A 24326-nucleotide genomic window follows, 5' to 3' on the forward strand; every position below is an offset into this window, starting at 1 on the left:
TCAACCAGCAGGCCGCGCGCGTCCGCGCCGACGCCGAGCAACCGGAATCGCTCTGGGCGTCCGCAGCGCTGACCCTCGGCGTCGGGCTGGTGTTCGTCTGCCTCGTCGTTGCGCGGGCGTGGCTCGGCTAATGCGCGTCGATGTCCGCTCTCGGAAGCAGAACAGCGGGAAGGCCGATGCCGGCCGCCGGTTCCCTACCCACCTCGCCTGGTTGCGCAAGCGGCCGTGCCTGCTCGCGGGTCGGGCGGGGCATGTATGCACCGGCGTGATGGAGGCGTCGCACTCCGATGCCGACGGCATGAAGGGATGCGGTCTCAAGTCGCCCGACTATCACGCCGTGCCGCTCTGCTCGGGCGCGCACCAGGAGAAAGACACGATCGGGCTGCGCACTTGGCAGACGAAGTATGGCGTCGACCATTTCGAGGCGGGCAGGGCGTACGGCAAAGCGTCGCCGCACCGCGCGCGCTGGGCGCATGTTGCGGGGGCGCCGCGATGACGCGCGACCCCGATCTGGAACAGGCACTGGTCGATCTGCGCCCAGTCTTCGCCGCCTTGCAGCGGACTGAAGCGGACCTGAAGAAACAGGAGGTCCGCGACACCATGAGCATTTCGGCCGTCGTGAAACGCCGTGCGCGCGACCTACGCGCAGATATCTGGACGCGCGCCGAGCGGATCGTCGACCGCAAGATCGCCGAGGAACCGCCGAAGAAATTCCGTGCACTGATGGCGCTCCTCGGTGCCGACGCCCGCGTGCGGAAGCGCGTCGGTCGCCGTCCGAACACTTCGCAGATCGCCAAGGCGTTGCAACTCAGCGTCGCACGTTACGACGAACTCGCCAAGGAACACGACGCCGCCGCTGCCGCTGCCGCCCAGATCGCGGCCAACACGCGCGAGCGCCTCGAGGCGAACCGCGCCGCCTGCGCGCTGTTCACAGGATACTTCAGCTGATGGACGAGGCAGAACGCATCAGGATCGCGCTCGTGTCCGGCCCGCGCCTCAACCCGTCGTTCAACGACGTGTGGCACGGCAAGGCCGTCGAGGGCTCGCCCTGGACGCAAGAGCAGCTTGCCACGCTGAAGCGCATGGGTCGGAGCACCACCAAGGTGTGGTGGTACGACGTGCCGCTGCTCTACCCGAACGATCGGCCCGGGGCCGACGTCTATGACCCGTACATCACCAAGTACCTCCGCTGCCCGCTGATCGTGAAATCTCGCGACGGCCGGCGTGTCAAAATCATCGCGCCCTCGGGCGACGTGAAATGGACGGACGCAACCATATGAGCCAATACCGGAACGTCGAGGTGGCCCCGGGTCACTTTCTCCCGCTGCGCCTGCTGCGCCGCGTGCCGCCGCGCAATGGCAAGGTCCTGTGCGCCCACCGTACGCGCGCGCCGGTCGAGGTCGACCAGGCCAAGTGGGATGCCGCGCCGCCGCACATGCCCACCGCCGGGACCGTTCGCATGCGGGGTGCGCTGTGAGCGGCTGCTACATGCTTCCCGCAATTCGGCGCTTCGAACACAACGATCGCCAGCTCGTCGCCCGGGTGCTTGAGGAGCGGGCCCGCCGGGACCGCATCGACCCGCTGTGGATCCGGAAACGTCTCGACCAGCTGCGCGCCGGGCGCGGGGCGGTGCGACATGGCTGACGGCACCGCTTTTTCGTCCGATATCACTTGTCAGATTGCAAAATCACACTGTTCCAACGTCACCGGCTCAGACGGGCGCATCAACGCGTCTCGCGTTTTGCGCGTCGCAACATGGTTCAACTGTGCCCGATTCAACCTGACGACCTGGTCAGGTGTCTGGTCTCCGACAGGGCCGTACAGCTGCGCCAGGGTGGTGACGGAAACTTGGAACAGGAGGGGCTTACCCCACCGCCATTCCTTCATCGACAATCGATCAACTGAGGGCGCGTACTCAAACTTCGCGAAGGCTTCGGTCATGCTTGAGAGTCCCAACGTTTTGTCCGTGGAGATGGTGCGCGCGCAGCTCGACAGTGTCCAGCATGACGGGATGCCGTCGTGATGTCAGCCCATATCGTCCCGCGTCAGAATAATGGGCTGGTGCTCTGTTCCCCGCCTGCTGACCTCGCGCTGGGCAATGTGGAAAATATCGTGGTCGAACTGTTCGAAGATCGACACGCCGAGCTCTCCATCGACTGCTTCGCCTCCTGGATTGACCAGTTCCCGCAACGCTTCCGCAGTGATGACGAAGCGAACCGGACCGGAAACGCCAATACCAGTGAACTCGTAGCCGTCAGCATCCCTCGACCAGCGTCCGCGCCCAGGTTCGAACTCCAAGAGATCGGTGCGTTGCATGAGTGATCGTCCCATCATCGTAGCTGGGCCTGTTGTGCGCTCGGACGACGCTGCACGCCAGCTTCATGTTCTGCAGCATGCACTAGGCGTCGACCAGTACGGGCAGGGCAACCAATATCGTTCGCACTTCGTCACCGGTGACGGAAGTGACGACCACCCGGACTGCATGGCACTGGTCGAGGCCGGGCTGATGTGGCGCAAGGATGGCGCAACCCTGATGTTCGGGGGCGACGACTTCTTCCGCGTCACCGACAAGGGCCGCGCGTTCGTCGTCGCCAACAGCCCGCTGCCCCCCAAGCTGACGCGCAGCCAGCGGCGCTATCAGGCGTGGCTCGACGCCGACTGCAACCTCTCTTTTATCGATTACTGCCGGCGTGCCGGCGCGGGAGTATCAGCATGAACCGCGAAACCCTCAAAATTGCGATCGCGGAGGCCGAGCGCTTCATCGCCCGTGCCAAGGCCGTACCCGAGCCTGTCAGCGTCCCAAAGGACTGGCTCAAGGCTAGCGAAACGTTTGTCGACGACAGCATCCCGCCGAAGGATGGCGGCGCGGTTCGCCGCGCGAGCATGGATCTGACGCGGGCGCTTGCCGATCTCCGGAAACCGTCATGACGGACGTGTCGACGATCGATTTCGCCGCCGCCGTTGCAGTGATCAAGCGGCTCGCCGACGTCTCGGAAGCCTTGGGCCACGCAGCGGGCGTCAGCGGCACGCAGACGGCTGGGAGCTTCGTCTCCTACCTCGCCGAGTATCCGGAGGACATCGAGCCGCTGCTGCGGTTCGGCATGTCAGAACTGCCGGAGGACTGGATCCATTACGGTCGACTGACCTGGATGGGTGCGGACGGCAAGCTCCATCACCCCGCAGTTGTCCGCCTCATCGTCGGTGCGCCTGAAAAACCTGTTCACCGCCGCACGCCGCTGCGCACGATCCTACCCCCTCAATCCGGAGACTTGCTGTGAGCAACACAACCTTGACCGATGGGAGTCCGGTGACCCCGGACCATCGCGATATCAACCCGGCAACGGGCATGCAGAAGGGCTACGTCGTCCTGTCCGCCGGCGAGCGCGCAAAGGGTTTCGTCGAGCCGGTCCGCCGCGCCTACGTCCACGAGAAATGCGGCGTCGTCACCAACATGGGCCTCGCTCTTGCCGAGACTTATGCCCGCGACCCGTTCTTCTACAGCGGCACGTTCTGCGTCGGGTGCCCTCGGCTTTCCGAAGGACATGACGTTCACCGGGTTCAGGCATGGCGGCATTACCGAGATCGGCGACGCCGGCGAAGACGACGTCCGCGCCGTCTCCGGTCACAAGACGCTCGCCGTCACCAAGATCTACAACAAGGCGAACGCCGAGAAGGCGCGCCGGATCGCGTCAGTGCGGCGCGAGCATATCGCGCGGATTGGCGCGCTGGACGAAGCGAGGGATACGAAATGAAGAACAAGCTCTCTGATTTGAATAACCACCTGTTCGCGCAGCTTGAGCGGCTCGGCGACGAAGACCTCGACCTCGAGGGCATCGAGAAGGAGGCAAAGCGCGCGGAGGCCATAACTCAGCTGGCGGATCACGTCATTCGCAACGCCGACCTGCAGCTGAAAGCTGCGCTCGTCATCGCCAACCACGGCGACCGCTTCATGCCCATGCTGCCGATGATCGAGGCGAAAGCCCCATATCAGGATGGCTCCTCATGAAGGGGCGGGCAATCTCGTACAGCGCCGAGGAGATGGCGTGGCTCGAGGCCAACCGTCTTATGGTGATCAGCGATTACCACCGGGCGTTCTGCGAGCGTTTCGGGCGCGTCGACGCCTCGCTAATCAACCTTCATTCGCTGCGCAAACGGAAGGGATGGTCGACCGGCCGCACCGGCCAGTTCGCGAAGGGCGCGGCGCCGATGAACAAGGGCGTGCCTTGCCCGCCGGGGAAGGGTGGGCGCCATCCGAACGCGCGCAAAACGCAATTCAAGGTAGGCCAGCGGCCCCACAATACGAACTATCTTGGACATGAGCGCGTCTCGAAAGACGGTTACGTCGAGATCAGCGTCGCGGAGACGAACCCCCACACCGGATTCGAACGCCGCTATGTTTTGAAGCACCGGCACCTATGGGAGCTTGCGAACGGGCCCGTTCCCGAAGGATGCGCCCTCAAATGTCTCGACAGCAACCCGCTGAATACTGATCCCGCAAATTGGGAGCCTGTCCCGCGCGAAGTGCTGGCACGGCTCAACGGGGGGCGTTGGCGAAAGACGCTCGCATACGATGCTGCCAGCCCCGAGCTTAAGCCAACTGTAATGGCGGTTGCCAAGCTGAAGCATGCGGCTTTTTGCGCCCGAAAACATATCCCGAACAAACCGAGTTTGTCGGAAAGCGTGTCGGAGAACATGTCGGAGCGCTAGCGCGCTTCGGCAGAAAACCTAAGGATTCCAATGTGAAGAGTGGTGGACGCACTTGGGCTCGAACCAAGGACCCGCTGATTAAGAGTCAGCTGCTCTACCAACTGAGCTATGCGTCCATTCCCGCTTGGTAGGGGCAGCGCGTCAGCGCCGCCGTTGCCGGGAGGCGGTCGGTTAGCAGCGTCTGCGCAGCTTGCAAACCCTTTTTTGCGATTGCGGCAAAAAACTCACCAGCGACCCTCGGTTTTGTGGTTCGACCGGTTGATCGACATCAGGATACCGAGGCACAGCATGAACGTCATCTGGCTCGATCCGCCATTGCTGATCAGCGGCAGGGGGACGCCGACGACCGGCGCCATCCCCATCACCATCGCCATGTTGATCGCGACATAATAGAAGATCGTCGCGGCGAGCCCGGCGGCGGTCAGCTTCGCAAAGCGTGACTGGGCTTTCAGGGCGGTGGAGAGACCCCATTGCACGATCAGGACGAACGCCACGATCAGCAGGACGCCGCCCAGCAGGCCCCATTCCTCCATCATCGTCGCCAGCGCGAAATCGGTGTGCCCCTCGGGCAGGTAATCGAGATGGCTCTGCGTCCCGTTGAGGAAGCCCTTCCCGAAGATGCCGCCCGACCCGATCGCGATCTTCGACTGGCTGATATGGTAGCCGATACCCAGCGGATCGCTTTCGGGATCCAGGAAGACGAGGATGCGGTTGCGCTGGTAGCCGTGCAGCACGAAGTTGACCGCGAGCGGCACGGCCGCACACAGCGACAGGGCGCCGATGATGAAAAGCCGCAGCGGGACGCCGGCCAGGAACATCACCGTGACGCCACCGATCGTGATCATCAGCGCGGTTCCGAGGTCGGGCTGTTTCATGACCAGCGCCGCGGGGATCAGGATCAGGATTGCCGCGGGCCAGATCGCCCCGAACCGGCGAGTCTCGTTCGGGGGCAGCATGTCGTAGAATTTTGCGCAGGCGAGGACGATGCAGGGCTTCATCAACTCCGACGGCTGAAGGCGAATGAAACCGACGTCGAGCCAGCGCTGGCCGCCGCCGCGCACCGCGCCGACCAGCTCGACCAGCACCAGCATCAAGCACAGCGCCCCATAGGCAGGGATCGCGCCGGTGTTCCACCAGCGTTCGGGCACGCGCGACAGCGCCAGCGCCACGCCCAGCAGCATGAAGAAGCGGATGCCCTGCGACAGCGCCCAGGGCCGGACACTGCCACCCGCCGCCGAATAGAGCACGAGCAGGTCGAAACAGCCGATCGCCAGGACCAGCAGGATGATCTTCCACGGCAGCTGGGCGAACGGGGCGGGGACGATGCTGCGCGTGCTCATCGCGGATCGTGCTCCGTGCTGCCGTCCTCGGCGACCGTATTGCCGGGCGCGGCACTGTTGGCGAGCGCTTCGGCGGCTGCGACGTCGGCGGCGGCCGCCGCGCGGACGGCGGGCGCGTCGGTCGGTGCGGTCGCATCGCGCTCGGTCTGGGCGCCGACCGCGAGCGGCGGCGCATTGGCGGCGGCGCGGTAGGCGGCGGTCTCGGCCGCCATGCGGGTCCGGATGTCGCCACCCCAGGTCGGTTCCGCTTCGGCCAGCGACGCCATCGCGCGGTCGCGGTCGAACAGCCATGTCATGATGTCGCGCGCGATCGCGGGCGTGTCGAGGTTGCGGACGGTATGGCCACCATGTTCCAGCACCACGGCGATCGCGTAGCGCGGGTTGTCATGCGGCGCGAACCCCTGGAACAGCGCGTGGTCGCGCATCTTGAAGGGAAGCGATCCGTTCTTCAGCACGCCGCCCGCGCGCTCGGCCATCGTGATGCGGCGGACCTGCGCGGTGCCGGTCTTGCCCGCAAGCGCGACCCCCGGCGTCAGCATTCGCGCAGCGCCGCCAGTCCCCCCGCCGTTGACCACGCCCCACATCGCCTCATGGACCGTCCGGAGGTGGTCGGGCTGCACCAACAGGGCAGGGGCATCGGTGTGGACATGGCCGGTGAGCAGGCTGGGCTGGAGCGCACGACCCGAGGCGAGCCGCGCCGCCATCACCGCCAGTTGCAACGGGTTGGTCAGCACATATCCCTGGCCGATCGAGGCGTTCAGCGAGTCGGCCACGGTCCAGGCCTGTTTGTAGCGACGCAGCTTCCATGCCGCGTCCGGGACGGTGCCATAGCGCTGGCTCCGGAAGGGCAGGTCGAACTTCTGGCCGAGCCCGAGCGACCGCGCGACCGGCGCGACGTTGTCATACCCGAGGCGCCGGACCATTTCGTAGAAATAGATGTCGCAGCTCTGCATGATCGCGTTCTTGAGATCGAGCGCGCCGTGGCCCCGTTTGAGATGGCAGTGGAACACGCCCGTCCCGACGCGCAACGCTCCGCTGCAGAAGACCCGCTCTGACGCGGGGACGCCAGCGCCGAGCAGCGCCAGGCCATTCATCGGCTTGACCGTCGATCCCGGCGGATACAGGCCCTGCAGGACCTTGTTCATCAACGGCACATGGTCGTTGTCCGACAGCATCTTCCATTCGAGATGGCTGATCCCGTCGGAAAAGTTGTTGGGGTCGTACGCCGGCATCGACACCATCGCCAGCATTTCGCCGTTGGTGCAGTCGATCACGACGACCGAGCCGGACTGCGTGCCCAGGCGACGCGCGGCATAGTCCTGCAGCCCTGCGTCGATCGTCAACCGGACGTTCTGGCCGGGCTGGTCGGGTCTGGTCGCGAGTTCGGCGACGAGCTTGCCGCGCGCGGTCACCTCGACGCGCTTCTGGCCGGCAACGCCGCGCAGCGTCTTTTCGAGCGTCTTTTCCAGCCCGTCCTTGCCGAGCTTGAAGCCGGGCGTGACCATCAGCTGGTCGTGCGTCTGCTTATACTGCTCGGCCGACGCGGCACCGACATAACCGGTCAGGTGGGCGACGGCCGCCCCGGCGGGATAGCTGCGCGAGAAGCCGCGCGTGGGGGCCACGCCGGGCAGTTCGGGCAAGCGCACGCTGACCGCGGCGAAGCGTTCCCAGTCGAGATTCTCGGCGACCTGGACGGGTTGGAAACCCGCCGCATGCTCGAGGTCGGAGACCAGCCGGTCCATCTCCTCCGGCGGCAGTTTCAGGACGTCGCGGAGCAGGGCGAGCACGCGATCCTTGTCCTCGAGCCGGTCGGGAATGATGTCGACCCGGAAATCGGTCCGGTTGTTGGCAATCGGCGCGCCGTGCCGATCGACGATCCAGCCGCGGCGGGGCGGGACCAGCGTCATGTTGACGCGGTTGCTTTCCGACAGGGTGGTATAATGTTCGTTCTCGGCGACCGCGAGCCACGCCATCCGGCCCGCCAGCGCCACGCCGACCAGCCCCTGACCCGCGCCCAGCAGCACCGCGCGTCGCGAAAAGCTGAAGCTTTGCGCCGCCTCGGTCATCACCTTGTTGGAATTGCCGAAGGTCGGCCCGGTCACGCCGTTTCCTCCTCGCGCGTCAGCATCGAGCAGATGCGCGTCGCGAGGGGAAACAGCAAGGTGGTTACCGCGATTTGCAGCATCAAAAGCGTGTCGACGTGCGCGCCGAGCGGTGAAGCGACGAGCCGCCCGAGGATGAGGCAGAAGCAGATCGATCCACCGGCGATCAGCCAGTCCTGCCAGAAATCGCGAAACACGACGCGCTGGTCGATCAGGTCGATCATGAAGAAGCACAGGGTCCAGAACAGCATCGAATTGCCGAGCGGCTGGCCGCTTAGCAAATCGTCGTACAGCCCAAGCGGCAGCGGCGCCCATACCGGCAGGCTCAGCGGACGGGACAGGCGCCAGCCGAGCAGCATCAGCAGTCCGAACGGCGGCAGGACCGGGATGTTGGCGATGACCGGCCAGACCGCGAGCGTTGATGCAAGCACGACCGACAACGCCGGCACGAAGCGTGCAAGACTGTGATCGGGTGGCTCGTCGAAGGGGCCGCGAATCTGGCTCATCGCGCGGCGGGCCGCGCAGGTCGGGACGTTGGCTTGGCCTTGGGCTTGGGTGTCGGCTTCGGGGCGGGCTGCGGAACCGCGACCGGGGGCGGGGGTGGCAGGAACGCCTGTTGCACCATCGCATAGTCCAGCGTGTCGGGCTGGGCATAGCTCCGCGCGATTGCCGCATCCCGGCCGCGCCGGACGATGTGACCAACCGGAACGTCGGGCGGATAGATCCCGCCGATCCCGGACGTGACGAAAACGTCGCCCGCGGCAAAACCGGGATTGGCCATCGCGACCGAACGGATGTCGATGAGCCCGTCGCCGCGCCCCGCCGCCAGCGCCGGCATGCCGTCGCGGGTCCGGCGCACGGGAACGACGCTTTCTGGATCGGTCAGCAACAGCACGCGCGCACTATTGGGTCCCGTTTCCAGGACCCGGCCGACCAGGCCGTCGGGCCCGGTAACCGGTTGCCCCGACGCAACGCCCTGCCAGGATCCGGCGTTGAGCACCGCAAAGCGGCGCGTGCTGGCGCCGGAGGAACTGACCAGGCGTGCGGTGACGACCGGATCGGCAACGCGTTCGCGCAACCGCAGCAACGCGGCGAGCCGCCGGTTGTCATAGCCCAGCGACCGCGCGCGCATGAACAGCGCATGCTGGTCGGCAAGCTGCTTGCGCAGCCGGCGGTTCTCGTCGCGGACGCCGAAATATTCGGACACGCCGCCCGGGATCGCGCCGAACCACTGGCCCACCGTGGATAGCCCCGACGAGATCGGCGTCGTCACTTCGGCGACGCTGGCGCGCAAGACCGCGAAGGCCGGCGGATCGATCGCCGACAGGGCAAGAAGCACCGCGGCGACCAACGACCCTGCAACCGCGATCACATAGCCAAGAAACAAACCATATTGCGCCCGCCGCGAAAAACCCGGGCGCCGATTGCGAGGCGGCGCCATGTTACCCCCGTCCAAAGGCCCAAAGGCCGCCTGATGCTACCATCTGTAGCGACGGCCGCCTGCGCTGAGTAGGGGTTCGCGTACCCATCCCGCTTGACGGCCCTTCATTCTTGCTGCGTGCGCCCCGCTCAGGCGCTGTGCAGCACACCGCGGTAGATCGGATCCTCGAGCGCCCGCCCGGTGCCGAGCGCAACGCAGGTGAGGGGGTCGTCCGCGATCGTGACCGGCAGGCCGGTCTCGTCGCGCAGAACCTCGTCGATGCCCTTGAGCAATGCACCACCGCCGGTCAGCACGATGCCCTGATCGACGATATCGGCCGCTAGTTCGGGTGCGGTATTCTCGAGCGCGATGCGGACACCCTCGACGATCTGGCCGACCGGTTCGCTCAGCGCTTCGGCGATCTGGCCCTGGTTGATCTGGATCTCCTTGGGCACGCCGTTGACGAGATCGCGGCCCTTGACGTGGATCGTCAGGCCGATCCCGTCGAGCGGGGGCTTGGCGACGCCGACTTCCTGCTTGATCCGCTCCGCGGTCGCATCGCCGATCAGGAGATTGTGGTTGCGCCGGACATAGGAGACGATCGCCTCGTCCATCTTGTCGCCGCCGACGCGGACCGACGTGGTATAGGCGAGACCGCGCAGCGACAGCACCGCGACTTCGGTCGTGCCGCCGCCGATGTCGACGACCATCGATCCAATCGGCTCGGTGACGGGCATGTCGGCGCCGATCGCGGCCGCCATCGGCTCCTCGATCAGCCAGACCTGCGAGGCGCCGGCGTTCGACGCGGCATCGCGGATCGCGCGGCGCTCGACCGAGGTCGAACCCGAGGGGACGCAGATCACGATCTGCGGCCAGCGCATGAAGCGTCGCTGCCCGCCGTGGACCTTGCGAATGAAGTGCGCGATCATCTGCTCGGCCACGTCGATATCGGCGATCACGCCGTCGCGTAAGGGGCGGATCGCCTGGATGCTGTCGGGGGTCTTGCCCATCATCAGCTTGGCGTCGTCGCCGACCGCCTTGACGCGCTTGACGCCGTTGAGCGTTTCGACCGCGACGACCGAGGGTTCATTGAGCACGATGCCGCGACCGCGCAGATAGACGACGGTGTTGGCGGTCCCCAAATCGATCGCCATGTCGTGCGAGGAGAAGCGAAAGAGATTCGAGAAAAAGCCCATGGATCGTTCCGTTTCACGCCGGGTGCGGTGGCTTCCGGCAGGTCGCATTTCGCCCCCGCGACATGCTTAAGACCGTGGCTTTCAGAGCGAAGCCCACGCTCTGGTTAAGTCACGGTTACGGCTCGCGGGATGGCGTCGCTTGGGCTAGAGCTTAAGGCATGTCAATACGCCGCCTCCCCGAACATCTCGTCAATCGTATCGCTGCCGGTGAAGTGGTGGAACGGCCAGCCAGCGCGTTGAAGGAGCTGGTCGAGAATGCGATCGACGCGGGCGCGACGCGGATCGCGGTGCGGCTGGCGGGCGGGGGGACCGACCTGGTCGAAGTCACCGACGACGGGTGCGGGATGCAACCGTCCGACATGGCGCTCGCGCTCGAGCGGCATGCGACGTCGAAGCTGCCCGACGAGGCGATCGAGGCGGTCAGCACGCTCGGTTTTCGCGGCGAGGCGTTGCCCTCGATCGCGAGCGTCGCGCGGATGACGCTCGAGAGCCGCGTGCCGGGCGCGGAAGGGTGGTCGCGCGTGATCGACAATGGCGTGCTGGAGTCGGAAGGCCCCGCCGCGATCCCGCCCGGGACTCGCGTGCGGGTCGAGGCCTTGTTCGCCCGAGTGCCTGCGCGGCGCAAGTTTCTGCGTTCGCCGCGTGCGGAGTTCGCGGCGTGCATGGACGTGGTGCGGCGGCTCGCGATGGCACGGCCGGATATCGGTTTCTCGGTCGAGCATGACGGGCGGCGATCGCTGTCGGTCAGCTCGGGCGAGACCTTGCCCGACCGAGTCGCCGGGCTGACCGACCGCGGGCTGGTCGAGAATGGCGTCGGGATCGATTTCGTCCGCGAGGGGATCGGGCTCGGCGGGATCGCCGGTTTGCCGACGTTCAATCGCGGGATCGCGGATCATCAATATCTGTTCGTCAACGGGCGTCCGGTGAAGGACCGCCTGCTGATCGGCGCGATTCGCGGCGCCTATGCCGAGATGATGCCGCGCGACCGGCATGCAGTGGTGGCTTTGTTCCTCGACGTCCCGCCCGATGCGGTCGACGTCAACGTCCATCCCGCCAAGACCGAGGTGCGGTTCCGCGATCCGGCGCTGGTGCGCGGGCTGATCGTCAGCGGGTTGCGAAGGGCGTTGGACGAGGCGGGACATCGCAGCCAGCGGCCGACGGAGAGTGCGCTCGCCGCGTGGACGACAGAAACTAGCCCCTCCCCTTCAGGGGAGGGGTTGGGGTGGGGAAGTCCAGCAGAGCTCCGGCTCGGTGAGACACCCCCCACCCCCAACCCCTCCCCTGAAGGGGAGGGGCTTCCCGTGGATCAACGGTATTACGCGGTATCCGACCGCCGCTCCTTCTTCACCCCACCCCCGCTAGCCCGCGCCGAACCCGCCTACACCCCACCCCCCGAAACCGTCGCCTACCCCTTGGGCGTAGCCCGCGGCCAGGTCGCCAAGACCTACATCGTCGCCGAAGCGCAGGATGGGCTGATCCTCGTCGACCAGCACGCCGCGCACGAACGCCTCGTGCTCGAACGGATGCGCAAGGCGATGGCGTCCGGCGGAGTCGCCAGCCAGGCGCTACTCCTCCCCGAAGTGATCGAGCTCGACGAATCCGCCTGCGACCGCCTCGAGGCGCGGGCATCCGAGCTCAGCGAGTTCGGCCTAGACCTCGACCGCTTCGGCCCGCGCGCGATGCTGGTGCGCGGCGTGCCGGCGATGCTCGGGCAAAGCGACGTCACCGGCCTCGTTACCGACCTCGCCGACGAACTCGCCGCCTTCGACGAGGCGCTGTCGCTACGCGAGCGACTCGATCACGTCGCTGCGACGATGGCGTGCCACGGATCGGTGCGGGCAGGGCGGATCCTGTCGGTCGCCGAGATGAATGCCCTGCTGCGCGAAATGGAAGTCACTCCGCATTCGGGGCAGTGCAACCACGGCCGCCCGACGTGGGTGAAGCTGGCGCATGGCGACATCGAGCGGCTGTTCGGTCGGAAGTAGCAGGGCCAATTCCGCGGGACTCGAAATGAACGGTAAGGAGAAAGACGAAATGCTGGGTTTCGTTCATCGAACGGAAACAAATCTCGTACGGCGCATTTACACGACGACAGCCCCCTTCGTCGTATCGGACCGCCCCATGACCAAAGTTCTTCCCGTCTTTTTCGCGCTCATTCCGCTCGCGGCCCTGGTCGGTGCGTGCGCGGTAACAGGCTGACCATTTCCGCCTGTCCTACATGCGATCGGCATGGCATCATGCACGCGCGCTCTTTGACAGCACCGGCACCGCATTCCTGATCCGTTAGGGCGATGGGTCGACGGCATGCGATACCGCCTAACCTTTGCCTAACCTTCCGCGCTCCCATCCAACCGAAAAGGGCCGCCCGGATCACTCCGGACGGCCCTTTTCGCACAGTAACCGAATGACTTACGCTGCGGCAGGAGCCTCGACGTCGTCCTGGTTCGAGGCAACCTCGGCGGTCGCGCCGGGTTCTGCGTTGGGATCGTAATCCTCAACGAAGCCAGCCTCGTCCTTTTCGAACATCGCTTCCATGACGTTGACGCCCTCGGCCTGCATCTTCGCCTCTTCGGGCGAGCGTGCAATGTTGACCTTGATCGTCACCGACACTTCCGGGTGCAGCGAAACCTTGACCTCGTAAAGGCCGATGGCCTTGATCGGCTTGTTGAGCACGATTGCCGACTTCGACACCTTGTGGCCTTCGGCCTCGAGGATCTCGATCAGATCGCGCACCGCGACCGAGCCGTACAGCTGGCCGGTGTTCGACGCCTGACGGATCAACGTCACGGTCGTGCCGTCGATGTCCTTGGCCTCGACTTCCGCTTCCGAACGACGCGCTGCGTTCTCGGCAACGATGTTCTCGCGATTCTTTTCGAAGACCTTGCGGTTGGCTTCGTTGGAGCGAAGCGCCTTCTTGTTCGGCAGGAGGAAGTTGCGGGCGAACCCGTCCTTCACCTTGACGACGTCGCCGATGTTGCCGAGCTTGTCGACGCGTTCCAGCAGGATGACATCCATCTCAGCCGCTCCTTACTTAACGATGTAGGGCAGAAGGCCCAGATGACGCGAACGCTTGATCGCCTGGGCGAGCTCGCGCTGCTTCTTTGCGCTCACCGAAGTGATACGCGACGGGACGATCTTGCCACGCTCGGACACGAAGCCCTGAAGCAACCGGACGTCCTTGTAATCGATCCGGGGAGCGTCTTTTGCGGAGAACGGGCAGCTCTTGCGGCGGCGGAAAAATGGGCGTGCCATGGTCTATAGCTCCTTATTCGCCGTCGAAGTCACGACGCGGGCGGTCGCCGCGGTCAGGACGATCACCGCGGCCTTCGCGGCCACCTTCACGGTCGCCACGACGCTCACGGTCGCGCTCGGACTTGCGCATCATCACGGTCGGGCCCTCTTCGAGCGCGTCGACCTTGACCGTCATGTAGCGGATGATGTCTTCGTTGATCTGCGTCTGGCGCTCGAGCTCGGCGACGACACCGGCAGGGGCGTCGATTTCGAGCATCACGTAATGCGCCTTGCGGTTCTTGGCGATCTTGTACGCCAGGCTACGCAGACCCCAGCTCTCGGTCTTGACGACCCGGCCTTCGTTATCGTTCACGATCTTGGTGGCGGTTTCCGCCAGGGCGTCCACCTGCGCTTGTGCCAGATCCTGGCGCGCAAGGAACACGTGCTCGTATAGAGCCATGTGTCTCGTCTCTCTCTTTTGGCCGATCGCTGACGCCGCACCATGCGGACGCCCCTCCGGCTGTCGTCTCGGGAATCCCATACGACGACCATTTCTGGCCGCAGCACGGGCGAGCCCATTGCCCGATCTCTTCGCGCGACGCAAGCGTTCATGGCCGGCATATCGCAACGCCAATGTTAGGATTGTTTTTTCACGCTAAATCTACTCTTCCAGACCGTATATGTGTCCGGCGAAGAAATCCTACATCATCCTAAGTATTAACCATACACGATCTGCCGTATTCTGATATAGGTCGCATGGATGTAGGTAGGGCGGCAGGAGGTGTTCCGTCATGATCCTATTAATAGAGATGTTTTGCGGTGCAGTGCTCTTTTCGACGGGTTTCGTTGTCGGATGCTTTTGGAGCGCAAACTTCCTGAAGGTCAGAATGGAACGTCAAAACGGGACGGATGGAAGCGTCAGGACTGCCGAGCCAATCATCAGGCGGCCAGGTGAGCCAGCACTTTCATTCGTTGGTGGGGAAAGGACATCGGTTCGATGACGGCAAGAGTCGCAATTCGATCAGATCATCTACAGCTTTACGAAGCCTATAACATTCATACCCCGGTATCGGACCGGTATCTCGCCACGTTCGAACTGGACGCGGACGGCGTTTTGCTCGGGTGCAACGCGGTTGGGCAGCACATGCTAGACCGCGGCAACATCCTGCGCGGGTCGCTGCGCGAGCGGGTCGCCTGGGCGTCGCTCGATCTCGCCGAACGGATGAACGCGGCGCTGAACCAGCGGGGCGGGGATGTGCTGTTGGTGTCCGTCATGGACACGACGGGGGCACGCCATGCGATACTGATCGCGCGCGACACGGCGATGGGAACCTATCGATCCTCCAGCCGGACCAAGATGGTGGTGCGCGATCTGCTGGCATGGGCAGAATCGGAGATCCTGGTCCCGTCCCGCGTGTATCTGCTCACGGCGAGCGAAACGGCCCTCGCGCAGAGTTTGGTGATGGGGCGGTCGCTGACGACCCATGCGCAACTGCGCGGTTCGGTGGTTGCGACGGTGCGGAAGCAATTGTCCGCCATCTTCGCCAAGACCGGAACGAGCCGTCAGGTCGAACTCGTGGCGACCCTGCTCGCCACCGCGGCGTTGCACGATCCCTGGGCAACCGACACCGGACAGCACGCTTTCCTGCCCGAGGCGGCGTCCGAACGAGGTTTGATCCGCCGGGCGGGGGTTCGCGTAAGTCACTGATCCGGAAAAACGGGGGCTTCGGAAAACAGGCAAGATCGGCCTCGGCGCGGGTCGCCGAGGCCGATCGTTACGGCGCGCTAACGGCGCGGCGGCATCAGTTGAAGGCGCCCGACAGCACGGCGCCGACGATCCCGCCGCGCGATGCAACGAGGACGGCATCATTGCCCGAGCGCACCCAGTGATAGCCACGCGGCGGCGCGTAGAGGCGTCGCGCGCGATAGGCACGCCAGTCGCCGAGCTCGCGGTAATTCTGCGCATAGCGACGGTCGAACCGCTGACCGCGTGCCCAGCGGCGATCGGCCGGGCGGTCGACCGTGGTCCGCTTCGTCACGACCGTGCCGTTGGGGCGTTCGCGGACCACGGTCGTGGTTTGGCGCTGCTGGGCGTCGGCGCTGGTGGCGGCTATCGGGCTCGCCGCGGCGGCTGTTGCCAGCAACGCGATGATCATCTTTTTCATGACAAACTCCTGTCTATGGACGGCGCCTTGCTCCCGGCGTCGGACCCTATCTGGGGGGCGTTTGTCGCGCATCCGTGCCGGACGGACCGTCAAATGGTCGCAACATGTCCCCGTCGTCCCAGCTCCGTTCAGGTTGACGCCGCTTCGGTGGAGCGCCTAACCGCCCGTGCAAAGGAGTGGTGTGATGCGAGCTTTTGTATTCCCGGGGCAGGGCAGTCAGGTCGTCGGCATGGGCAGTGCGCTCGCCGCGGCGAGCCCGGTCGCCCGGGCGGTGTTTCAGGAAGTCGACGAGGCGCTGGGACAGCATCTGTTCCGCCTCATGCGCGACGGACCGGAGGATCAGCTGCAACTGACCGAGAACGCACAGCCGGCGATCATGGCGAATGCGATCGCGACGTTGCGGGTGCTGGAAGAGGAAGGCGGGATCAGGCTTGCCGACAAGGCGGACTATGTCGCCGGCCATTCGCTCGGGGAATATAGTGCCCTGTGTGCGGCAGGATCGATCGACCTGGCGACGACGGCGCGATTGCTGAAGCTACGCGGGCAAGCCATGCAAGCGGCGGTCCCGGTCGGTATCGGCGCGATGGCGGCTTTGCTGGGGGCCGACGTCGAAAAGGCCCGCGCGATTGCCGAAGCGGCTGCGGAGGGGGAAGTGTGCACGGTCGCGAACGACAATGATCCGTCGCAGGTGGTGATCTCCGGGCATCGGAGCGCAATCGAACGCGCGGTCGCGTTGGCGAAGGATATGGGTGCCAAGCGCGCTGTCTTGTTGCCCGTCTCCGCCCCGTTCCATTGTGCCTTGATGCAACCGGCGGCCGACGCGATGGACCGTGCGCTCGCCGATGCGCGGATCGAGGCGCCGCTCGTCCCGTTGTTCGCCAACGTCACCGCAACCGCCGTTGCGGACGCCGGCACGATCCGCCGGCTGTTGGTCGAGCAGGTAACCGGGATGGTGCGCTGGCGCGAATCGGTGCTCGCGATGGCGGAAACCGGGGTGGAGCGTTTCGTCGAGTTCGGCGGCAAGGTGCTGACCCCCATGATCAAGCGCATCGCGCCCGAGGTCGAGACGGCCAGCGTCGTGACGATGGACGATATCGAGGCGCTCGCAAAAGCGCTCTGACGGAGAAATAGCATGTTCGATCTGACTGGAATGACGGCGCTCGTCACGGGCGCTTCGGGAGGCATCGGCTCCGCCATTGCGCGTGGGCTTGCGGAACAGGGGGCGCGACTGGCGGTGTCGGGGTCCAATGTCACCAAGCTGGAAGCCTTTCGCGACGGCCTGGCGGGCAATCACGTGGCGCTGCCTTGCGACCTGTCGGACAGCGCGGCCGTGGATGCGCTTGTCCCGCAGGCCGTCGAGGCGCTCGGTGGCAAGCTCGACATCCTCGTCAACAATGGCGGCATCACGCGCGACAATCTGGTGATGCGGATGAAGGACGAGGAATGGGACGCGGTGATCCGTGTCAACCTCGAGGCGGCGTTCCGTCTCGCGCGCGCCGCGGCGCGGCCGATGATGAAGGCGCGCTTCGGGCGGATCGTCTCGATCACCTCGGTGGTTGGCACCACCGGTAACCCAGGCCAGGCGAATTACGCCGCATCGAAGGGCGCTCTGACCGCCATGTCGAAGGCGCTCGCCCAGGAACTGGCCAGCCGCGGGATCACCGTGAACTGCGTCGCCCCCGGCTTTATCGCCTCGCCGATGACCGATGGCTTGCCGGATGCGCAGAAAGACGCGCTTAATGCGCGGATTCCGATGGGAAAGATGGGCCAGGGCATGGATATCGGCGCGGCGGTCGTCTATCTGGCGAGCCGCGAAGCAGGCTATGTCACGGGGCAGACGATTCACGTCAACGGTGGCATGGCGATGATCTAAGCGCAGACGCCGCACGGTTCGCGGCGTTACCGTACCGGTTCGGGTGCCGGTTCCCCTTGCAAGGGCCCCAACCCCGTTCTAGGTGCGTTCAGGAATCAAGAACCCCCAGCTACAGAGGGACGGAATATGAGCGAGACCGCAGACCGCGTTAAGAAGATCGTCGTCGAGCATCTCGGCGTTGAAGCCGACAAGGTGACCGAAGATGCGAGCTTCATCGATGATCTGGGCGCGGACAGCCTCGACATCGTCGAGCTGGTGATGGCATTCGAAGAAGAATTCGAAGTCGAAATTCCGGATGATGCCGCCGAGAAGATCACGACCGTCAAGGACGCGATCACGTTCATCGACGAGCACAAGGGCTGAGCGCCACGCCACGGGCGCGGCAGCAACGCTGAAGTCAGAAGCGGCTCCCCGTCCCAGGGCTATTGACCGGGGGCGGGGGGCCGTTTCTTATTTGGATGACAAGAAATACAACGGGAGATGGCCATGCGCCGTGTTGTCGTAACCGGATTGGGGCTCGTGACGCCGCTCGGTGCTGAGGTCGAAACCGTGTGGGCGAATCTGCTCGCGTCGAAATCGGGCGCGGGTCCGATCACGCGGTTCGATGCGTCGGACCAGAAATGCCGGATCGCATGCGAGGTGAAGCCCGCGGACCATGCGTATGGCTTCGATCCCAACCTGCGTGTCGACCACAAGGTCCAGCGCCAGGTCGACCCGTTCATCATCTACGGCATCGATGCGGCCGGACAGGCGCTCGAGGATGCCGGCCTGACCAACATGACCGAGGCGGAACGCTATCGTGCCGGCTGCTCGATCGGGTCGGGGATCGGCGGGTTGCCCGGGATCGCGAGCGAATCACTCGTGTGCGAGAACAAGGGGCCGAGCCGCGTCTCGCCGCACTTCGTACACGGTCGGCTGATCAACCTGATTACCGGGCAGGTCCAAATCAAATACGGCCTGATGGGCCCGAACCACGCGGTCGTCACCGCTTGCTCGACCGGCGCGCATTCGATCGGCGACGCTGCGCGGATGATCGCGATGGACGATGCCGACGTGATGCTCGCAGGCGGCGCCGAGGGCGCGATCTGCCCGCTCGGGATCGCCGGTTTCGCGCAGGCGCGCGCGCTGTCGACCGCGTTCAACGACCAGCCCGAAAAGGCGAGCCGGCCGTATGACGTGGCACGCGACGGCTTCGTGATGGGCGAGGGCGCGGGCGTCGTCTGCCTCGAGGAATATGAGCACGCCAAGGCGCGTGGCGCGAAGATCTATGCCGAGGTGATCGGCTACGGCATGTCGGGCGACGCCTATCATGTCACTGCGCCGCATCCCGAAGGGTCGGGCGCGTTCCGCTCGATGGAAATGGCGATGAAGCGGTCGGGACTGCAGCTGTCGGACATCGATTATATCAACGCGCACGGGACCTCGACCCCGCTCGGCGACGAGCTGGAACTCGGCGCGGTCCGCCGCCTGTTCGGCACCAATATCGATACCTTGTCGATGAGCTCGACCAAGTCGGCGATCGGGCATCTGCTCGGTGGCGCTGGTGCAGTCGAGAGCATCTTCTGCATTCTGGCGCTGCGCGACCAGATCGTTCCACCGACGCTCAATCTCGATAACCCCAGCGACAGTTGCGAAGGCGTGGACCTGGTGCCGCACGTTGCCAAGCAGCGGTCGGTCAAGGCGGTACTCAACAACTCGTTCGGCTTCGGCGGGACGAATGCCTCGCTCATCATGACGGCGGTCTGAGGTTCGGATGCGCCGGTCTGGCTGCCTTGGGCTGGCGCTGCTGCTGATTGCGGCGGTGGCCGTGTTCGGGGTAGCGACCATGTGGGGCGGAAAGGGTCCGCTCGATCGTTCGATCTCGGTGCAGATCGCCCCCGGATCGAGCCTCGCCTCGGTGTCGCTCCAGCTTGAAAAAGCCGGTGCGATCGCCTCGGCCGAGCGGTTCCGTTTGCTTGCGCGCGTGTTCGGATCGAACGCGCCCGTCAAGGCGGGCGAGTATCGGATCCCGCCGCGCATGAGCCAGGGTGACATCCTGAAGGTGTTGCAGGGGACCAAGACGGTCCAGCGCTTTCTCGTGGTTCCCGAAGGGTATCCGTCCATCATGGTGAAGCAGGCGCTTGACCGGACGGCGGAACTGACCGGCACCATCCCTGCGCCGGAGGAGGGCAGCATCCTGCCCGACAGCTATGCCTATCAACGCGGCGAGCCCCGCGCACAGATGGTCGAGCGGATGCAGGTCCCGATGACGCGGTATCTCGCGCAAGCCTGGGCGAAGCGTAAGGCGGGGCTCGTGGTGAAGACGCCGCGCGAGGCGCTGATCCTTGCATCGATCGTCGAGAAGGAAACCGGCAAGCCCAGTGAGCGCCGGCTCGTCGCTGCGGTCTACGGCAATCGGCTGCGGCAGGGGATGATGCTGCAGGCGGACCCGACCATCATCTACCCGATTACCAAGGGCAAGCCGCTGGGTCGGAAGATCCTGTTGTCCGAGGTCCGTGCGGTCAACGCCTACAATACCTACGCCATGACGGGCTTACCGGCGGGTCCGATCTGCAATCCGGGACGCGCCAGCATCGATGCAGTGCTGGATCCGGCTCAATCGAAAGCGCTGTATTTCGTGGCTGACGGTTCTGGCGGGCATGTGTTTGCCGACACGCTGGAGCAGCATAATGCGAATGTCGTCAAATGGCGGGCGTATCGATTGGCGCACGGTATCTGAGCGCGGCTGCCTGCAAGACGGCAGGACTGCGCAGGGTGTGGGCAATTCCCCAGAGGGTTGCTTTCCCCCCCGGTATTCCGCGGCACGCCCCGATCGCTATTCGCGCAGGCGGATCAGTCCTTCCTGGGCGACGCTGGCGACCAGTCGCCCATCGCGCGCGAAGATCTTCCCGCGGTTGAACCCGCGGGCGTGCCCCGCCCACGGGCTGTCGCAGGCGTAGAGCAGCCATTCGTCCGCCCGGAAGTCCTCGTGGAGCCATAGCGAATGGTCGAGGCTCGCGGTCTGGAGCTTGTTCATCATCCAGTTGACGCCATGCGGCAGCGTCGCGGTGCCGAGCAGCGACATGTCGGATGCATAAGCGAGAATCGCGCGGTGCATCGCGGGATCGTCGCCGATCGGTGCGACGACGCGGAACCAGCTGTTTTGGAACGGGGCGTGCGGCACCGGATCGAGCCAGCTGCGCGGGGAGACCGGGCGGATCTCGACCATCCGCGGACGCAGGAACATCGCGCGGTAGCGTTCCGGGATCCGGTCGATCATCGCGAGCCGCAGGTCGCGGTCGTTGGTCAGGTCCTCGGGCGGGGGGACCTCGGGCATCGCATCCTGATGCGCCAGGCCATCTTCCGGGATCTGCAATGAGCAGGCGAGGTTGAGGATCGGCACGCCGCGCTGGGTCGCTATCACGCGGCGGGTCGAGAAGCTCTTGCCGTCGAAGTCGCGGACGACACGGTAGAGGATCGGGTGATCTTCCGCGCCTGGCCGCATGAAATAGGCGTGGAGCGAATGCGCCGCCTTCGGCGCATCGGTCGACCGCTGCGCCGCCTGAAGCGCCTGTGCGATCACCTGTCCGCCGAACACGCGGCCGAACCCGTCATTGCCCCTGGGACCACGATAGAGGTCGGTGTCGATCTCCTCGACATCGAGCAGGTCGATTAGGTCCTGCGCAAGCCGGGCGGGGATGGGGTCGGTCATTTAACGTGTCACTCTCTAGCATTTCCCCGGCGAAGGCCGGGGCCCAGTTGCGATGGCCAGCGTCATCGACGTGCAGCGCCTGCCATTAGCCGCTCACGACTGGGCCCCGGCCTTCGCCGGGGAAGCGAAGTTTGGCAAGGGGCCGCTCAGTATCCCGCCGCGCGCGCGAGCCGGTCCGCGTGGAAGTTGGCGTCGCCGAACATCTCGGCCAGCACGCGGGCGCGCTTCATGTAGAAGCCGATGTCATATTCGTCGGTCATCCCGATCCCGCCGTGCATCTGGACGCCTTCCTGCACCGACAAGGTGGTGGCGAGCGCGGTCATCGCCTTGGCGACCGACACCGCTTCGTCGGCATGGACGCTGCCGGTATCGAGCAGTTGCTGCGCCTTGAGCACGGCGGCGCGCGCGACTTCCATTTCCGAGTAGAGATGTGCCGCGCGGTGCTGGAGCGCCTGGAAGCTGCCGATCAGCGTGCCGAACTGCTTGCGCTCCTTGAGATAGCCGACGGTCATGTCCATCGCGCCACCGCCGACGCCGAGCAGCTCGGCCGACGCGCCCGTCCGGCCTGCGCGGAGCAGGCGGTCGAGCGGGGTGCGCCCGCCGTCGACGTCGCCGATCACCGCGTCGGCATCGACTTCCACGCCGTCGAACTCGAGCCGCGCCGCGATGCTGGCATCCGTAAGGCGTTCGGGGGTGGCGGTCAGGTTCGCCGCGTCCTTCGGGATCGCGAACAGCGTTACGCCTTCCGCATCGGCAGCACTGCCGGCGGTGCGTGCGGAGACGATCAGCAGGTCGGCGACGTGGCCGTGCGTGACGAACTGCTTCTTGCCCGACAGCTTGAAGCCGTTGCCGGATCGCTCGGCGGTCAGCGTGACGGTGTCGCGATGCTTCGCTCCTTCGTCGATCGCGAGCGCGGCGACGGTTTCGCCGCTGAGGATGCCGGGGAACCAGCGTGCGGCGTGGGCGCTGCCCTTGAGCGCCGCGACCGCGGCGACGGCGGTCGTGAGGAAGGGCGAGGGTGACAGGTTGCGGCCGATCTCCTCCAGCACGACGCCCGCCTCGACATGGCCGAGCCCGAGACCGCCATCCGCTTCGTCGATCAGGATGCCGGTAAAGCCCATTTCGGCGAAGCTGCGCCAGAGATCGCGGCTGAAGCCGGTCGCGTCATTTGCGTCGCGCAAGCCGCGCATGTGGCTGACGGGGGCCTGCTCCGCGACGAAATCGCGGATCGTGTCCTGAAGGGCGGTTTGGTCGTCGTTGAGATAGAGCGGCATTGTTCTTCCTTCTTCTCCCTCTCCCCGGTGGGGAGAGGGTCGGGGAGAGGGGCTGTTCCGGATGCTACCGTCCGCGCTTCTGCCCTCTCCCGACCTTCGCTTCGCTCGGCCACCCTCTCCCGCTAAGCGGGAGAGGGAGAATCAGGCCGGCAATTCCAGGATACGCTTGGCGATGATGTTGAGCTGGACCTCGCTCGTTCCGCCCTCGATCGAATTCGCCTTGGTGCGCAGCCACGCGCGCGCCTCGCGGCCGCCGCCCGAGGCTTCGCTCTCCCATTCGAGCGCGTCGGAGCCGCCGGCTGCCATCTGGAGTTCGTGGCGGCTCTTGTTCAGTTCGGTGCCGTAATATTTCATCATCGAGGGCTGCGCGGGGTGGGCGCGGCCGGCTTTCAGTTCGTCGATGAAGCGTTCGGACATTGCCCCGAACGCCTTTGCGCGGACTTCGAACATGGCGATCGTTGCACGCAGGAGCGGGTCCGCGAGGCGGCCCTCGTGGTCGAGGCCTATGGTCGCAATAGCGCCTTCGATCAACGGGTTGCCGCCAGTACTTGCCAACCCCATGCCGGAGATCATCTCGCGTTCGTGGCCGAGCAGATATTTGGCGACGTCCCAGCCCTTGTTCTCTTCATGGATGCGCTGCGACTTCGGCACCTTCACATTGTCGAAGAAGGTCTCGCAGAACGGCGAATAGCCCGAGATCAGCAGGATCGGCTTGGTCGAGACGCCTTCGCTCGCCATGTCGAACAGCACGAAGCTGATCCCGCCCTGCTTCGACTCCTTGGAGGTGCGGACCAGGCAGAAGATCCAGTCGGCCTTGTCGGCGTAGGAGGTCCAGACCTTCTGTCCGTTGATCACATAATGGTCGCCAGCGTCCTCCGCCGAGGTGGCGAGCGAGGCGAGGTCGGAGCCCGCGTTCGGCTCGCTATAGCCCTGGCACCAGCGGATTTCGCCGCGGGCGATCTTGGGGAGATAGTCGCGCTTCTGCTCCTCGGTGCCGTATTTGAGCAGTGCTGGCCCGAGCATGGAAATACCGAAAGAATTGAGCGGGTTGCGTGCCTTGATTGCGGCCATCTCTTCGCGCAGCACCTTCGTCTCGGCGGGTGACAGGCCACCACCGCCATAGGCCGCGGGCCAGTCGGGCACGGTCCAGCCGCGCGAGGCCATCGCGTCCATCCATTCCTTCTGGCCGGGCTGGAAATCCGGATTGCGGCCGCCCCAGCAGGCGTCTTTCTCGGAACGGACGGGTTGGCGCATTTCGGGCGGGCAGTTCGCTTCCAGCCACGCGCGCGTTTCGGTGCGGAAGGTTTCGAGGTCTTGGGTCATCGGA

General features: G+C 65.3%; 33 protein-coding genes and 1 tRNA gene. 19 read left to right on the forward strand and 15 right to left on the reverse strand.

Annotation, left to right across the window (positions count from 1 at the left end; translation table 11 throughout):
• The first annotated feature begins 211 nt into the window (after nt 1–211).
• The 5 genes from L8G49_RS13880 to L8G49_RS13900 are packed head-to-tail and all read left to right on the forward strand — an operon-like array spanning nt 212 to nt 1644.
• Entirely contained in the window at nt 212–496 is a 285-nt protein-coding gene (locus L8G49_RS13880; protein WP_242186399.1) for a hypothetical protein, read from the forward strand.
• Entirely contained in the window at nt 493–948 is a 456-nt protein-coding gene (locus tag L8G49_RS13885) for a hypothetical protein (protein WP_242186400.1), read from the forward strand. The genes L8G49_RS13880 and L8G49_RS13885 overlap by 4 nt, the downstream gene beginning before the upstream one ends.
• The gene (locus L8G49_RS13890) at nt 948–1280 is read left to right on the forward strand and encodes a hypothetical protein (RefSeq protein ID WP_242186401.1); all 333 of its coding nucleotides are present in this window, start codon (nt 948–950) and stop codon (nt 1278–1280) included. Before L8G49_RS13885 ends, L8G49_RS13890 begins: the two co-directional genes overlap by 1 nt.
• The gene (locus tag L8G49_RS13895; RefSeq protein ID WP_242186402.1) at nt 1277–1477 is read left to right on the forward strand and encodes a hypothetical protein; all 201 of its coding nucleotides are present in this window, start codon (nt 1277–1279) and stop codon (nt 1475–1477) included. The genes L8G49_RS13890 and L8G49_RS13895 overlap by 4 nt, the downstream gene beginning before the upstream one ends.
• Nucleotides 1478–1488: 11 nt before the next feature.
• Entirely contained in the window at nt 1489–1644 is a 156-nt protein-coding gene (locus L8G49_RS13900) for a hypothetical protein (protein ID WP_242186403.1), read from the forward strand.
• Between the two features lie 30 nt (nt 1645–1674).
• On the opposite strand, the gene L8G49_RS13905 is transcribed toward L8G49_RS13900, so the two are convergent.
• Nucleotides 1675–1941 carry a hypothetical protein gene (locus tag L8G49_RS13905; RefSeq protein ID WP_242186404.1) on the reverse strand — a complete coding sequence of 89 codons (267 nt, stop codon included), beginning with the start codon at nt 1939–1941 and terminating at the stop codon, nt 1675–1677.
• An 84-nt stretch (nt 1942–2025) separates the two neighbouring features.
• Entirely contained in the window at nt 2026–2316 is a 291-nt protein-coding gene (locus tag L8G49_RS13910) for a hypothetical protein (RefSeq protein ID WP_242186405.1), read from the reverse strand.
• Here L8G49_RS13910 and L8G49_RS13915 point away from each other — a divergent pair.
• The 6 genes from L8G49_RS13915 (at nt 2315) to L8G49_RS13940 (ending at nt 4707) form a co-directional block, all read left to right on the forward strand.
• Nucleotides 2315–2716 carry a hypothetical protein gene (locus tag L8G49_RS13915; RefSeq protein ID WP_242186406.1) on the forward strand — a complete coding sequence of 134 codons (402 nt, stop codon included), beginning with the start codon at nt 2315–2317 and terminating at the stop codon, nt 2714–2716. The genes L8G49_RS13910 and L8G49_RS13915 overlap by 2 nt on opposite strands.
• Nucleotides 2713–2928: a hypothetical protein gene (locus L8G49_RS13920; RefSeq protein ID WP_242186407.1), complete on the forward strand. Its 216-nt coding sequence runs from the start codon at nt 2713–2715 to the stop codon at nt 2926–2928. The genes L8G49_RS13915 and L8G49_RS13920 overlap by 4 nt, the downstream gene beginning before the upstream one ends.
• Nucleotides 2925–3278 carry a hypothetical protein gene (locus L8G49_RS13925; protein ID WP_242186408.1) on the forward strand — a complete coding sequence of 118 codons (354 nt, stop codon included), beginning with the start codon at nt 2925–2927 and terminating at the stop codon, nt 3276–3278. The genes L8G49_RS13920 and L8G49_RS13925 overlap by 4 nt, the downstream gene beginning before the upstream one ends.
• Before the next feature lie 264 nt (nt 3279–3542).
• Nucleotides 3543–3752, forward strand: coding sequence for a hypothetical protein (locus tag L8G49_RS13930; protein WP_242186409.1), 210 nt, complete (start codon nt 3543–3545; stop codon nt 3750–3752).
• Nucleotides 3749–4006, forward strand: coding sequence for a hypothetical protein (locus L8G49_RS13935; protein ID WP_242186410.1), 258 nt, complete (start codon nt 3749–3751; stop codon nt 4004–4006). Before L8G49_RS13930 ends, L8G49_RS13935 begins: the two co-directional genes overlap by 4 nt.
• Nucleotides 4003–4707: an HNH endonuclease signature motif containing protein gene (locus L8G49_RS13940; protein WP_242186411.1), complete on the forward strand. Its 705-nt coding sequence runs from the start codon at nt 4003–4005 to the stop codon at nt 4705–4707. The genes L8G49_RS13935 and L8G49_RS13940 overlap by 4 nt, the downstream gene beginning before the upstream one ends.
• A gap of 40 nt (nt 4708–4747) precedes the next feature.
• Here the strand turns inward: L8G49_RS13940 and L8G49_RS13945 are convergent.
• The 6 genes from L8G49_RS13945 to L8G49_RS13970 form a co-directional block, all read right to left on the reverse strand.
• A tRNA-Lys gene (locus tag L8G49_RS13945) sits at nt 4748–4823 on the reverse strand.
• A gap of 108 nt (nt 4824–4931) precedes the next feature.
• Nucleotides 4932–6047 (reverse strand): rod shape-determining protein RodA, encoded by a 1116-nt coding sequence (gene rodA / locus L8G49_RS13950; RefSeq protein WP_242139251.1) that lies wholly within the window; start codon nt 6045–6047, stop codon nt 4932–4934.
• On the reverse strand, nt 6044–8113 hold the full coding sequence (mrdA, locus tag L8G49_RS13955; RefSeq protein ID WP_242139284.1) for a penicillin-binding protein 2: 2070 nt from the start codon (nt 8111–8113) through the stop codon (nt 6044–6046). Before mrdA ends, rodA begins: the two co-directional genes overlap by 4 nt.
• A 32-nt stretch (nt 8114–8145) precedes the next feature.
• Entirely contained in the window at nt 8146–8655 is a 510-nt protein-coding gene (gene mreD / locus L8G49_RS13960) for a rod shape-determining protein MreD (RefSeq protein WP_242139250.1), read from the reverse strand.
• Nucleotides 8652–9590 (reverse strand): rod shape-determining protein MreC, encoded by a 939-nt coding sequence (gene mreC / locus L8G49_RS13965; protein WP_242139249.1) that lies wholly within the window; start codon nt 9588–9590, stop codon nt 8652–8654. Before mreC ends, mreD begins: the two co-directional genes overlap by 4 nt.
• Before the next feature lie 128 nt (nt 9591–9718).
• Nucleotides 9719–10765 carry a rod shape-determining protein gene (locus L8G49_RS13970; RefSeq protein ID WP_010163754.1) on the reverse strand — a complete coding sequence of 349 codons (1047 nt, stop codon included), beginning with the start codon at nt 10763–10765 and terminating at the stop codon, nt 9719–9721.
• A 158-nt stretch (nt 10766–10923) separates the two neighbouring features.
• Here L8G49_RS13970 and mutL point away from each other — a divergent pair, with 158 nt between their 5' ends.
• Together mutL and L8G49_RS13980 are read left to right on the forward strand one after the other, a co-directional pair.
• A complete protein-coding gene (mutL, locus tag L8G49_RS13975) occupies nt 10924–12750 on the forward strand; it encodes a DNA mismatch repair endonuclease MutL (protein ID WP_242186413.1) in 1827 nt (608 codons plus the stop codon).
• Nucleotides 12751–12775: 25 nt separating this feature from the next.
• Nucleotides 12776–12964: a hypothetical protein gene (locus L8G49_RS13980; RefSeq protein WP_242186414.1), complete on the forward strand. Its 189-nt coding sequence runs from the start codon at nt 12776–12778 to the stop codon at nt 12962–12964.
• Nucleotides 12965–13174: 210 nt separating this feature from the next.
• Here the strand turns inward: L8G49_RS13980 and rplI are convergent, their stop codons facing one another.
• From rplI to rpsF, 3 genes are read right to left on the reverse strand one after another with little or no spacing between them, the layout of a single operon-like run.
• Nucleotides 13175–13780: a 50S ribosomal protein L9 gene (gene rplI / locus L8G49_RS13985; RefSeq protein WP_242139247.1), complete on the reverse strand. Its 606-nt coding sequence runs from the start codon at nt 13778–13780 to the stop codon at nt 13175–13177.
• A 12-nt stretch (nt 13781–13792) separates the two neighbouring features.
• Entirely contained in the window at nt 13793–14017 is a 225-nt protein-coding gene (rpsR, locus tag L8G49_RS13990) for a 30S ribosomal protein S18 (RefSeq protein ID WP_010163758.1), read from the reverse strand.
• 13 nt (nt 14018–14030) lie between these two features.
• Nucleotides 14031–14456: a 30S ribosomal protein S6 gene (gene rpsF, locus L8G49_RS13995; RefSeq protein WP_029623922.1), complete on the reverse strand. Its 426-nt coding sequence runs from the start codon at nt 14454–14456 to the stop codon at nt 14031–14033.
• A 537-nt stretch (nt 14457–14993) separates the two neighbouring features.
• Between rpsF and L8G49_RS14000 the strand changes: the two genes are divergently transcribed.
• Nucleotides 14994–15704 (forward strand): transcriptional regulator, encoded by a 711-nt coding sequence (locus tag L8G49_RS14000; RefSeq protein WP_242186417.1) that lies wholly within the window; start codon nt 14994–14996, stop codon nt 15702–15704.
• Nucleotides 15705–15798: 94 nt separating this feature from the next.
• Here the strand turns inward: L8G49_RS14000 and L8G49_RS14005 are convergent, their stop codons facing one another.
• Entirely contained in the window at nt 15799–16161 is a 363-nt protein-coding gene (locus L8G49_RS14005; protein ID WP_242186418.1) for an RcnB family protein, read from the reverse strand.
• Nucleotides 16162–16345: 184 nt separating this feature from the next.
• Between L8G49_RS14005 and fabD the strand changes: the two genes are divergently transcribed.
• The 5 genes from fabD to mltG all read left to right on the forward strand — a co-directional run bounded on the left by fabD (nt 16346) and on the right by mltG (nt 20753).
• A complete protein-coding gene (fabD, locus tag L8G49_RS14010) occupies nt 16346–17281 on the forward strand; it encodes an ACP S-malonyltransferase (protein WP_242186419.1) in 936 nt (311 codons plus the stop codon).
• Nucleotides 17282–17293: 12 nt separating this feature from the next.
• On the forward strand, nt 17294–18034 hold the full coding sequence (gene fabG / locus L8G49_RS14015; RefSeq protein ID WP_242186420.1) for a 3-oxoacyl-[acyl-carrier-protein] reductase: 741 nt from the start codon (nt 17294–17296) through the stop codon (nt 18032–18034).
• Between the two features lie 126 nt (nt 18035–18160).
• The gene (locus L8G49_RS14020) at nt 18161–18397 is read left to right on the forward strand and encodes an acyl carrier protein (RefSeq protein ID WP_010163766.1); all 237 of its coding nucleotides are present in this window, start codon (nt 18161–18163) and stop codon (nt 18395–18397) included.
• A 123-nt stretch (nt 18398–18520) separates the two neighbouring features.
• Entirely contained in the window at nt 18521–19780 is a 1260-nt protein-coding gene (fabF, locus tag L8G49_RS14025; protein ID WP_242139242.1) for a beta-ketoacyl-ACP synthase II, read from the forward strand.
• 7 nt (nt 19781–19787) lie between these two features.
• Complete coding sequence (gene mltG, locus L8G49_RS14030) at nt 19788–20753, forward strand: endolytic transglycosylase MltG (RefSeq protein ID WP_242139241.1); 966 nt, start codon at nt 19788–19790, stop codon at nt 20751–20753.
• A 96-nt stretch (nt 20754–20849) separates the two neighbouring features.
• On the opposite strand, the gene L8G49_RS14035 is transcribed toward mltG, so the two are convergent.
• From L8G49_RS14035 to L8G49_RS14045, 3 genes are all read right to left on the reverse strand, one after another.
• Entirely contained in the window at nt 20850–21725 is an 876-nt protein-coding gene (locus L8G49_RS14035) for an acyl-CoA thioesterase II (RefSeq protein ID WP_242186421.1), read from the reverse strand.
• Nucleotides 21726–21871: 146 nt separating this feature from the next.
• Nucleotides 21872–22999 (reverse strand): acyl-CoA dehydrogenase family protein, encoded by a 1128-nt coding sequence (locus L8G49_RS14040; RefSeq protein ID WP_242186422.1) that lies wholly within the window; start codon nt 22997–22999, stop codon nt 21872–21874.
• A 141-nt stretch (nt 23000–23140) separates the two neighbouring features.
• Nucleotides 23141–24322 (reverse strand): acyl-CoA dehydrogenase family protein, encoded by a 1182-nt coding sequence (locus L8G49_RS14045; RefSeq protein ID WP_242186423.1) that lies wholly within the window; start codon nt 24320–24322, stop codon nt 23141–23143.
• Nucleotides 24323–24326: the final 4 nt, after the last annotated feature.

The sequence above is a fragment of the Sphingomonas sp. CARO-RG-8B-R24-01 genome, from assembly GCF_022662295.1.
Lineage (GTDB): Bacteria > Pseudomonadota > Alphaproteobacteria > Sphingomonadales > Sphingomonadaceae > Sphingomonas.